Here is a 9868-nt window from a genome sequence, read left to right on the forward strand (position 1 = left end):
GAGCCGCGACAGCCGCCGGCTGACGATCGACTTGGAGACGCCGAGCCGGCGTGCGGCGGGTGAGACGCCTCCAGCGTCGGCGATTTCCACGAATGTCTGCAGTTCTTCGATATCCATTCCACGTTCCCCATTCCGCGACACAGCTCGACACGGACGATCACTACCGAATCCGTTTCAGGCGCGGCAATGTCCATCCAGGCGGCGTCGCGAGCGGCGCAGCCTCCCGGCACGATAACGCCACCCATCATGACAGACATAGAGAATAGCCATGACCTTTCGTAACGGCCTTGAATCGCTCCTCCGTCCCGAAGACTCGGTACTCGTTCTGATCGACCATCAGCCTTACCAGCTCGCGAACGTGAACAGTCACGAGCCGCAGATGGTGGTCAACAATGCGACGGCGCTGACCAAAGCCGCCAAAGCCTTCGGCGTCCCGACCGTTCTCACCAGCGTCATCGCGGAGCGTGGCGGTCTGCTATTCCCCCAGATCACCGATGTCTTTCCGGAACAGGAGGTGATCGACCGAACGTTCATCAATACCTGGGAGGATCAGAAGGTGGTGGATGCAGTCAAGGCGACCGGTCGCAAGCAGCTGATCATCGCCGGGCTGTGGACCGAGATCTGCGTTGCCATGCCGGCAATTCAGGCTCTTGGCGAGGGCTGGGACGTGACGGTCGTCACCGACGCCTCGGGAGCCGTCTCGGTGGAGGCTCACGAAGTAGCCATTCAGCGCATGATCGCGGCCGGCGGCAACATGATGACCTGGCTCGCTGTTGCGGCCGAGTGGCAGCGCGACTGGGCCCGAACCGAACATGCCGCGGAGCTATCGGACATACTCAAGCATCATGCCGGTGGCAGCGGAATCGCGTTCCTATGGGAACAGCAACTGCTCAATACGCCGGTGCCCGGCAACGCGGGCTGACCTGATAGGGCGCGGCGGGCCCCGGACGCGACCTGTTCGGGCCCGTCACCCGCCCCTGCGCAGTAACGATACCGAACCCACGCTGAACAAGGGACTATCCCGATGGCGACGATCACGGCGCAGGATGGCATCAACCTCTTCTACAAGGACTGGGGGGCGAAAACGGCCCAGCCCATCGTCTGGCACCTCATTGAAAATCGGCTCCAGCTTCGCCCCATGAACGCGATGGCCAGCCTGTAGCCGGCCACCAAGATAGGGATGACTGGTTCATCCCCAAAGTCGACCGCGTCTTCACGGCAACGCTGCGATCTATCCCCGCTGCGCGCCGTCGTTGATTTCGTTCCCGATCATTCGGGCGCACCAGTCGATATTCCTCGTTTGGCGCCAATCAATCCGGCAGCGGTATATGTTCCGCCCGGTCGTCGATCGGGAGATCGAAGCGCCCGTTGCCCCAGTCTTCGGCACGCCATTCGGCCTTGGCCTCCTCGATGCGCTCGCGGGAAGAGGCGACGAAGTTCCACCAGATGTAGCGAGGGCCGCCGAGCGTGGCGCCACCCAGGATCATCAGTCGCGCACCGTGAGCACCGGCGGCGACGGTAATGCGGTCGCCGGGTCGGAAGACCATCATCTGAGGTGCCGCGTAATCCTGGCCGGCGATCGAGATCGAGCCCTCGACGATATAGATGCCTCTATCCTCGTGGTCGTCCGGTAGCGGCAGCAGGCTTCCCGCTTCGAGCGTCACGTCAGCGTAGAAGGTCTCGGAGAACATCGTGGCGGGAGCGGTTTTGCCGTAGGCGCTACCGAGGATCAGCCGAACATGGGTACCGCCATCTTCAATGACCGGCAGCGTTGCCTTGCCGTGGTGCTCGAACGAAGGAGCGATCTCTTCGTGGCTTTCGGGGAGCGCCAGCCAGGTTTGAATCCCGAACAGGCCGTTGGCGGCATTTCGAGCAGCGCTCGTCGTGCGCTCGGAGTGGGTAACGCCGCGCCCAGCGACCATCCAGTTCAGTGCGCCGGGCTGAATCACCTGGTCGGCCCCGGTGCTGTCGCGGTGATGGAAATCCCCGCGGAAAAGATAGGTCACCGTGCCGAGACCGATGTGCGGGTGTGGGCGTACATCGATGCCTTGGCCGGTCAAAAGCTCCGCCGGCCCGGCCTGATCGAAGAAGATGAACGGCCCGACCATCTGCCGCTTGGGTGCCGGTAGTGCGCGTCGAACTTCGAAGCCGCCCAAGTCACGGGCGCGCGGAATGATCAATGTCTCGATCGCGTCGATACCCACATCGTTGGGGCAGCCGGGCTCGAATGCGGGATTCCAGCTCATGGGTCTCTCTTCTCCTCGGCAGGCGCGGCAGGTGCGAGGTCGAACCCGCTGCCATCAAGCGTCAATTTAGCGCCCAGGGACCTCTCAAGGCTAGTACTGGAGACTGCCTAACCGTGTTGCTGAAAACGGAACGCTACAGGCGCCGTGACGAGCCAGTCCCAGCCTCGGATCTGAAAAGCGCCTAGCCGTTCAACGCGCTTCGACGCACCTCGATGTTCAATGCGTCGTTACCCATGGTTAGTGCTTTCTTTGCGCTTCTACCGCGAACGCGTGAGATGCTTACCGTAGGTGCGTGCTGGTTCAGGTGCTGGGGCGGCGTTGCTGATGGACGCCGTGGGTCTGTCGATGGCGATGGGTGCCTTCCTGGCTGGCGTCATGCTGTCGCCTCATCGTTCCACGTTTCCTGTCAGGTCGTTGACGCCGAACCGCTCCGCACTCTTGACCAATAGCGTCAGGGTGCGGTTTAGGGGGGCGGCAATGTCATGCCGGACAGCGCGCGCGACGATCTCCCCGTTGAGGAAATCGATCTCCGTGGGCTTGCCGTTCATCAGGTCCTGGGCCGTCGACGAGTACTGCCCGGCCATCGACGCGGGAATGGCGCGAAGGGTCTCGAACACCCCGTCCGGCACGGCGATGCCCTCCGCCCGGGCGACGGCGATCGCCTCGCCGGCAATCTCTTCCATCAGTTGCGGTATGCCGTCCTGCTCCACCATCCTGCCGTAGGGCAGGCGGGTGACTGCCGAGAGCGGATTGATGGCGCAGTTCACCACCAGCTTGGCCCACAGAGACGCCATGGCGTCTTCGCCGACCTGGGTCTCGACGCCGGCCGCATTGAGAACCTCCGCCACCTCGTCCGCCCGCTCTCCGGACAGCTCCAGTTCCCCGCGCCCTTCGTGGCGCACTACGCCAGCCGCGCTCATGCGGCTGGCCACGTAGACCACCACCGGCATCACCGGCCGGCCGAGAAGGGCCTCCAGCGTTCCGGCATTGGAGACACCGTTCTGCAGGCTGAGCACGATGCAGGACGAGCCCAGATGCGGCGCCATCTCCCGCCCGGCGCGCTCGGTGTCGCCGGACTTCACGCAAACCATCGCCAGTTCGGCCCCCGCGATCGCCGCCGGGTCGCTGCTGGCCTCCACCGAGGCGACCCGTCGCTCGTCGTGCTTCTCCAAGATCAGGCCGTTGCGGGACGCCGCCTCGACGAAGGCGGCACGTCCCACCAGCACGACCTGGTGCCCGGCCAGCGCCAGCATGGCGCCGTAGTAGCAGCCGACCGCGCCGGCCCCCATGATGGCGACTTTCATGGTCTTTCTCCTTTATGTCTCACTCCGGCTTCGCCGGGCACTGGCCAGCGGCTCGCCGGACACGCCACCTTGTCGAGCAATAAGGCTGAACGTGAGCGTCGACAGACAGGTCGCGCGGCGCCGAGTGTAGCGACGAACCGTGAATAGAGCTCCCGGCTATGCGTTCACCGGATCGGCGACAGGTATCTTCAGGGGCTCGAAGGTCGCCCTGTAGCTTCGCGGGCCGAGAAAGGGCATGAGACGCTGGCGGAGAAGCATAGGCAGCCGAGCGGCCTTCGCCATGCGGTCCGTCATCGTCTGGACGTGCTCGACGCGGTCCCGGCGCAGCCGCTCGTAGTCTTCACCCACACTGCTCCAGTCGCTACGCGATGCCAAAAGGCCCGAAAGCACAATGGCATCTTCCATGGCCAGGGCCGCTCCCTGAGCCCAGACCGGAGCGGTGGCATGGGCAGCATCACCAATAAGGATCGCTCCGTCCCGGCTCCACCTGGAAAGCCGAACCTCCTCGAGCGGCGAATAGTGCATTCGCGCTTCGTCCGAGAGCGCCCAATCGACCGAAGCACGTACGTGGTCCGGAAAGCTGCGTAAAACGTGTCTGAGATCAGCTAACTCACTTCGCTGATGCTGTCCGGTCGCCGCCGCCCAGCCGTAGACTTCGCCATGATCGACCGGAATGAGAAGCGCCATCGCATCCGCGTGCGCCCATACCGTCCAGGCTTCAACACCCGGGTTGGGAGCCATGAACCGCCAGCTCGCCGATGCCAGGCGGGCTGATGCCGGAAAACCGGACTCGAACCGTAACTTCCGAACGGCGGAATGGACGCCATCGGCGCCCATCAAGACCTTGCAGCGAAACTCGGCTCCGTCGCTGGTGTGGACCGCGATATCGCCCATGCCCCCTTCGACCGCGACAATCTTGACGCCCCGCCGCACGGTCTCGGCGGGGAGATCCGCCGCCAGCAAAGCTACCAAGTCGGAGCGCCTTACACATCGCGGCGTGTTCTCATCGCCCCAGAATCGTTTCTCGTCGACGGCAAAAAGCAGATTGTCCCTGGCCGAGCGATACTCTCGACGCTCAACTGGCCTGCCGTAGGATCGGATTGCGTCTCCAAGACCGAGCTGTGCCAGGGCGGCGATGGCGTTACCAGGAAGGTTGATCGCAAGACCCGCGTCCCCGTCGCTCTCGCGTTGTTCGAGGACGAGCGCGCTGATGCCACGCCGGTACAATGCGCGAGCCAAGGCTAACCCGGAGATACCCGCTCCGACGATGAGGACCTCATGGTTTTCACTCATGTTCTTTTCCTGGGTCATGGCCTTGCGAGGCAAATGTGTCCGTTGCTTCAAGGGGCAAGCAGCGTCCGTGGGGGATGCCACAAAAGATGCGCCGGTGTCTCGGGGGGCGATAACCACTACGCCGAGTCATGGGACAGTGTTACATCTTTAGGTCGTTTGCCACACCATGAAAAGTCGGTCAGCCCCAGCAATGATGGTGCTTTTGGGGGGCTTATATCGCTACACCTACTTGCCGCCAACCTTATTCGCTACCCTCCCTCTTCACTTTTGAAATCTGCGAACAAGTCCTGCCTCATAGAACCGTGCGTCATCCAACGCCTTGAGGATCGCCTGACTCGCCGCCGGCAGTCAGGCGCCATCAGCGCTGCTGCCGAGCAGTCACTGAGCTTGGCACCTCAGCTGAGGGACTTTCTCCATGCCTGGGGTCAACGCTCGGCGACCTCCCCTGGATAACGAGAGCGCACGCCGATCCGCTCACGTCTACCGCCAGGACGAACTCGAAAGCCAGTTGGACTCAAATATAGAGGCTGGATGAAAATTCAGTGGTAGGCCACCCACGAGGATTGCGACCTGATCGGGCATTGACATATCGGGAAAACCCGATATTATCGACCTATGGAATTACTCGAAGTGTTCAAAGCGCTGTCAAACCGTACTCGCCTTGAAATTCTGAAGGGCTTGAAGGATCCGGTGAAAAGTTTCCCTCCGCAAGATGAGGGCGACGTGCTCACGGTTGGCGTATGCGTCAGTAGCATTCAAGAAGGCGTCGGACTGTCTCAGTCGACGGTATCCGACTATCTTGCAACCCTGCAACGAGCAGGGTTGGTCGAAGCCAGACGTATTGGTCAGTGGACTTACTACAAGCGCAACGAAGCAGCCATCAAGGCGCTTGCCGAGATCATAGGAACAGAGCTGTAGTTTATATTCCGTTCTATCGGATATTCCGTGTGATCGAAATGAGGCTCAGTAATGATCCAAGGCTCGCGGATCGACTTTTCGCTTCTTCACATCGACAATTCCCGATATCCCTTTTTACAGAAATGAGGTTCGCGATGAAAGCTATGATACTCAAGTCCTTCGGAGGCCCGGAATCGTTCGAGCTCAGCGACGTTCCCAAGCCAGTGCCCGGCTCTGGACAAGTCTTGGTCCAGGTACATGCCACCTCCATCAACCCTTTGGACTATCAGGTCCGGCGCGGCGATTATCCTGACCTGGTGCCGCTTCCGACGATTACCGGTCATGACGTATCTGGCGTTATCGAAGACGTCGGGGCAGGTGTGACGACCTTCGCTCCCGGTGACGAAGTCTGGTACACCCCGCAAATATTTGACGGCCAGGGAAGTTATGCCGAGTACCACGTGGCGGAGCAAAGCATTGTCGGGAAGAAGCCTGCTTCGCTGAGCCATCTCGAGGCAGCAAGTCTAAGCCTGGTCGGCGGAACGGTGTGGGAAGCTTTGACCGTGCGAGCCGAGCTAAAGGTGGGCGAAAGCATTCTGGTACACGGGGGCGCGGGAGGCGTGGGTCATGTGGCGATCCAGTTGGCAAAGGCCATTGGAGCGCGAGTTTTCACGACCGTGCGTGAAGCGAATTTTGAATTCGCACAAAGCATGGGTGCCGATGTCATCATCGATTATCAAAAGGAGGATTATGTCGAGATCATCAATCGGGAAACGGATGGGCACGGAGTCGATGTAGTATTTGACACCATCGGCGGCGACACATTATCCCGTAGCCCCGATGCCCTGGCGCAACTCGGACGAGTCGTCTCCATAGTGGACATAGTCCAGCCACAAAATCTCATTGAGGCCTGGGGTAAAAACGCGAGTTATCACTTCGTTTTTACCAGACAGAATCGCGGCAAGCTGGATGAGCTAAGTGCATTGATAGCGCGCGGCCAGCTGCGCCCGCATGTTGGCGCAGTCTATCCATTGGCCGACCTTCCGCTCGCCCACGCGCGGCTGGAGAGCCCTAACAACGGCCTTCAAGGAAAAATCGCGATTGCCGTCGTCTAATCTCGCAAGCACTGAGCTCACTTCAGGGGAATCCCATGATTTATGAGATCGCGATACTGCCCGTCCACAGGGAACACATCGATAACTTCAGGCATGCATTTGCCGAGGTCGCTCATTTGCTCTGCCGCGCAAAAGGCTACCGCGGACACATGCTGGCCCAAGGGATCGAAATACCGCAGCAATTCAACCTGATCGTGCGTTGGCAATCACTCGAGGATCACACGCCAGGTTTCGAAACGAGTGAAGACCATCGGCTGTTCATGATGGGACTGCAGGCATACTTCTCGGGAGAACCCCAGGTCTATCACATTGAAGGAGCCGCTTTTGCCATGGGTGACTCTACCTTCCAAGGCATTTGACAATGTGTCGTGGTCAACTGATCTGGACAGCGAGCTAAGCTTGTCCTCCGCTCGCATAGACGGTAAAGGCTGATGAAGCGTTGACAATGTCCAGCTTTGGAAACAGATGGCAGGTCCAATGTACAGACACAAAAAAACCGCCTCAAGGGGCGGTTTTCTGCAAGGCCAAAAAGCCTTTCAAATCAATCTCTAAGCTCTGGTGCCGACACCAGGAGTCGAACCCGGGACCTACTGATTACAAGTTGTTACTAAAAACTGCCGTTGGCCGTCTTTGTCCGTAAAAACAGCCAGTTATGGGGGCTGAAACCGTCACTGTCCGCCTCTAAGCGTCAACGCGGTTGACAGTTGGTTGACATTCATAGCTTCACCTCTTTTCACGCGATCATTCATCACTTCTGCTTAAGCCAAGGCTTATAGAGAAACCATCAGGATCAACACAACAATAACGAACAGAAGAAAAATCTCCCTCCTTAAACTTCTTACTGACTTTCTTTTTGACACGAGATATAAATTCAAAACCTCGTGCGCATGAAAAAAACTTTTTTTAACACTTTCTAAATCATTCATATCCCCATTGAAAGACTCAAGTCCCCGCAGGGCTAAGATACACTTCCTTTTGTGCACCCTAGCTTTTAAGAAAATTTTATCTCCAGACCTCACATCTTCTTTACTTGATAGCTCGCTGCTCAAAACAACCGCTTTTTCGATTGTCTTTTCATACATCTTTAAAGTATATTCACTCGACCCAAGCTCAGGGTTTAAGAGGTTCTCTATCTCAGCATTCCAATTAATCGAAAACACCATATTCGATCCGCTAACATAAAACTCATGCACTTCTTTTTTTAGGTTGGATAAATCATCATTTTCCATCTTACATATTTCTGTGTGCTTATTGATCAAAGCGGAAAACGCTACAAAAACCCCTCCAACCAGAGCTACTAAAATAGACAGTTCCATACACCCCCCAGCATATTAAAGTATACCCCCTTAAATGCATCAATATATAATTGAATGATAAACCCATTGCCTAAACACATCTACGGCAAACATAAAGCGCCCTCCTTTGACTTTGCTTTTTAACAAATCGTAGCCATCACCTTTATTAACGGGCACAGAGTGTAAGCTGCCATCAATATCTATATACTTACCCCATTCAACCCCATCAGAATAAACAATTGCACAGCGCACTGGTTCTTTTCTCCAATAAAGCTTAGCCCCTATAAACACTCTACCAATATAGCCAGAATAAAAAAACCTCCTGGTTAGCCTGCTTATATCCCTCATCTCTCGATTGATAATACTGGTAGCTCTAATCGTCTTGCTTAGATCGTCAGATCGCGTTAGCGGCATTGCATAAAAAAACTTGCTAAAGCAATATCTTTTTTCATGCGACAGAGTGTTAACCTGATCGATTAGATCAAGTTTATTATCGTTTTCGACACCACCCATTGTCAATCTATACATACTCGACTTCAGCTCTTCCTTTATTGTAATCAAGTACCTAACTACAAATAAGTGGCTATAATTACTGAAATCCAAGACATCCTGAGAAACCTTGTCAAGCTCTTTCAGCATATCTTCCAACTTATCAATCTGCATGTACTTGTAAGAGAGAAAACTCTTTAGCGGCTCGGCCACTCTATCTAAATCTGGATGATAGTTTTCATACGTAACTAGCCCACTACCTCCATTTCTCTCATTAGAAATCTCATCGAGATGCTCAAGGCATTTTACTTGTAACTCATGGAGTCTATCTGCACTTTCAATTAACGACTTCTCGAACTTTTCCTGTTTCCACTTCCTAACCGCCGTAAGACCTGCTAGCGCAGCAAGCAATGCAGCAATTGAAGAAATGATACTTGCAACCTCTGACATTGTCGGCCTCGATGAAATACTTATTTATAATATCCCTTGTCCCACCCAACACTAATTCCCTGTTCCCTGGTACCAGCGTTCCGCTACTCGCTTCGCGACTTGGTATCCGTTCCGGTCGGCTTGAGCCGATCTCTTGTTGCCTCTATCTCTGGAGTGGTCTGGACGATCTCGTTACTCATGTCTGCCCCGGCCAGCCAAGCGGCATAGTTCGGAAATCGCTTAATCACTGCTAGAAGGTTTTCCTTTGAGCAGCTACCTCCATTCTCGATCCTCTCCAGCGAACGCGCGTTGATACCAGCCGCTTCGGCGAATGCCTTCCGGCTCAACCCTTCCGCTTCACGAATGCCACGAATTTTTTCGCCAATGTCTGTTGACACTATACGCAACCCTGCGTAGATTCAGCCTTACAGGCTACGCAACCTTGCGTAACCCAACCATCGTTAATCAAAAAAAGCCTAACACAGACGAATAAAGGCGGCTTACGACAATGGAAGCAAGCAAAACGCCCCAGGTCCCGGCCCTCGTGCCCCTGATGACCAAAGAGCGCTTCTCCGAACTCTCCGGACTGTCTCTCGACACCATTGAAGGCCACCTTCGCCGTGGCTATCTGCCGTCTCGCAAGATCGGTCGCCGCCTGATGATCAACGTCGCCCTCCTCCAGTGCGAATGCCTCGACGAGGAGGAATGGTCATGAATCGGCAATTTCCTACACGATTTTCAGAGCAAGCGTCGTTCTCGACCCTTAATCAAACTTTGAACCTGCCGATACATTCCGTAAC

At 56.4% G+C, this 9868-nt stretch carries 13 protein-coding genes; 6 read left to right on the forward strand and 7 right to left on the reverse strand.

Annotation, left to right across the window (positions count from 1 at the left end):
* Window positions 1-117 (reverse strand): LysR family transcriptional regulator (locus tag Q0602_RS14825; protein WP_298844924.1); only part of this gene is annotated, 117 nt, incomplete at its 3' end.
* Window positions 118-268: 151 nt separating this feature from the next.
* Here Q0602_RS14825 and Q0602_RS14830 point away from each other — a divergent pair.
* Together Q0602_RS14830 and Q0602_RS14835 are read left to right on the forward strand one after the other, a co-directional pair.
* Window positions 269-922, forward strand: coding sequence for a hydrolase (locus tag Q0602_RS14830; RefSeq protein WP_298844888.1), 654 nt, complete (start codon window positions 269-271; stop codon window positions 920-922).
* A 102-nt stretch (window positions 923-1024) separates the two neighbouring features.
* Window positions 1025-1162, forward strand: a complete 138-nt coding sequence (locus Q0602_RS14835) for a hypothetical protein (protein WP_295034957.1) — start codon at window positions 1025-1027, stop codon at window positions 1160-1162.
* Window positions 1163-1310: 148 nt separating this feature from the next.
* On the opposite strand, the gene Q0602_RS14840 is transcribed toward Q0602_RS14835, so the two are convergent.
* The 3 genes from Q0602_RS14840 to Q0602_RS14850 all read right to left on the reverse strand — a co-directional run bounded on the left by Q0602_RS14840 (window position 1311) and on the right by Q0602_RS14850 (window position 4843).
* Window positions 1311-2246: a pirin family protein gene (locus Q0602_RS14840; protein ID WP_295034959.1), complete on the reverse strand. Its 936-nt coding sequence runs from the start codon at window positions 2244-2246 to the stop codon at window positions 1311-1313.
* 386 nt (window positions 2247-2632) lie between these two features.
* Window positions 2633-3550 carry a 2-dehydropantoate 2-reductase gene (locus Q0602_RS14845; protein WP_298844892.1) on the reverse strand — a complete coding sequence of 306 codons (918 nt, stop codon included), beginning with the start codon at window positions 3548-3550 and terminating at the stop codon, window positions 2633-2635.
* Window positions 3551-3706: 156 nt separating this feature from the next.
* Entirely contained in the window at window positions 3707-4843 is a 1137-nt protein-coding gene (locus tag Q0602_RS14850; RefSeq protein ID WP_298844895.1) for an NAD(P)/FAD-dependent oxidoreductase, read from the reverse strand.
* A 615-nt stretch (window positions 4844-5458) separates the two neighbouring features.
* Here Q0602_RS14850 and Q0602_RS14855 point away from each other — a divergent pair.
* The 3 genes from Q0602_RS14855 to Q0602_RS14865 all read left to right on the forward strand — a co-directional run bounded on the left by Q0602_RS14855 (window position 5459) and on the right by Q0602_RS14865 (window position 7214).
* Window positions 5459-5761 carry a helix-turn-helix transcriptional regulator gene (locus Q0602_RS14855; protein WP_298844898.1) on the forward strand — a complete coding sequence of 101 codons (303 nt, stop codon included), beginning with the start codon at window positions 5459-5461 and terminating at the stop codon, window positions 5759-5761.
* Between the two features lie 134 nt (window positions 5762-5895).
* A complete protein-coding gene (locus tag Q0602_RS14860) occupies window positions 5896-6855 on the forward strand; it encodes a zinc-dependent alcohol dehydrogenase family protein (protein WP_298844901.1) in 960 nt (319 codons plus the stop codon).
* Between the two features lie 35 nt (window positions 6856-6890).
* Window positions 6891-7214: an antibiotic biosynthesis monooxygenase gene (locus Q0602_RS14865; protein ID WP_298844903.1), complete on the forward strand. Its 324-nt coding sequence runs from the start codon at window positions 6891-6893 to the stop codon at window positions 7212-7214.
* Between the two features lie 411 nt (window positions 7215-7625).
* Here Q0602_RS14865 and Q0602_RS14870 read toward each other — a convergent pair whose 3' ends face one another.
* The 3 genes from Q0602_RS14870 to Q0602_RS14880 all read right to left on the reverse strand — a co-directional run bounded on the left by Q0602_RS14870 (window position 7626) and on the right by Q0602_RS14880 (window position 9466).
* Complete coding sequence (locus Q0602_RS14870) at window positions 7626-8171, reverse strand: hypothetical protein (protein ID WP_298844906.1); 546 nt, start codon at window positions 8169-8171, stop codon at window positions 7626-7628.
* Window positions 8172-8210: 39 nt separating this feature from the next.
* Window positions 8211-9089: a hypothetical protein gene (locus tag Q0602_RS14875; RefSeq protein WP_298844909.1), complete on the reverse strand. Its 879-nt coding sequence runs from the start codon at window positions 9087-9089 to the stop codon at window positions 8211-8213.
* An 83-nt stretch (window positions 9090-9172) separates the two neighbouring features.
* Complete coding sequence (locus tag Q0602_RS14880) at window positions 9173-9466, reverse strand: helix-turn-helix transcriptional regulator (protein WP_298844912.1); 294 nt, start codon at window positions 9464-9466, stop codon at window positions 9173-9175.
* A 110-nt stretch (window positions 9467-9576) separates the two neighbouring features.
* Between Q0602_RS14880 and Q0602_RS14885 the strand changes: the two genes are divergently transcribed.
* Window positions 9577-9783 (forward strand): DNA-binding protein, encoded by a 207-nt coding sequence (locus Q0602_RS14885; protein WP_110715049.1) that lies wholly within the window; start codon window positions 9577-9579, stop codon window positions 9781-9783.
* Window positions 9784-9868: the final 85 nt, after the last annotated feature.

Origin of the sequence: uncultured Salinicola sp., assembly GCF_937921195.1 — a bacterium.
Classification (GTDB): domain Bacteria; phylum Pseudomonadota; class Gammaproteobacteria; order Pseudomonadales; family Halomonadaceae; genus Salinicola.

Bases quoted from the DNA above. Each gene is read 5' to 3' on its own strand.
- Q0602_RS14860 (WP_298844901.1), top strand. From the start codon at position 5,896: ATGAAAGCTATGATACTCAAGTCCTTCGGAGGCCCGGAATCGTTCGAG.
- Q0602_RS14835 (WP_295034957.1), top strand. From the start codon at position 1,025: ATGGCGACGATCACGGCGCAGGATGGCATCAACCTCTTCTACAAGGAC.
- Q0602_RS14840 (WP_295034959.1), bottom strand. From the start codon at position 2,246: ATGAGCTGGAATCCCGCATTCGAGCCCGGCTGCCCCAACGATGTGGGT.
- Q0602_RS14885 (WP_110715049.1), top strand. From the start codon at position 9,577: ATGGAAGCAAGCAAAACGCCCCAGGTCCCGGCCCTCGTGCCCCTGATG.
- Q0602_RS14850 (WP_298844895.1), bottom strand. From the start codon at position 4,843: ATGAGTGAAAACCATGAGGTCCTCATCGTCGGAGCGGGTATCTCCGGG.
- Q0602_RS14865 (WP_298844903.1), top strand. From the start codon at position 6,891: ATGATTTATGAGATCGCGATACTGCCCGTCCACAGGGAACACATCGAT.
- Q0602_RS14830 (WP_298844888.1), top strand. From the start codon at position 269: ATGACCTTTCGTAACGGCCTTGAATCGCTCCTCCGTCCCGAAGACTCG.
- Q0602_RS14855 (WP_298844898.1), top strand. From the start codon at position 5,459: ATGGAATTACTCGAAGTGTTCAAAGCGCTGTCAAACCGTACTCGCCTT.
- Q0602_RS14875 (WP_298844909.1), bottom strand. From the start codon at position 9,089: ATGTCAGAGGTTGCAAGTATCATTTCTTCAATTGCTGCATTGCTTGCT.
- Q0602_RS14845 (WP_298844892.1), bottom strand. From the start codon at position 3,550: ATGAAAGTCGCCATCATGGGGGCCGGCGCGGTCGGCTGCTACTACGGC.
- Q0602_RS14870 (WP_298844906.1), bottom strand. From the start codon at position 8,171: ATGGAACTGTCTATTTTAGTAGCTCTGGTTGGAGGGGTTTTTGTAGCG.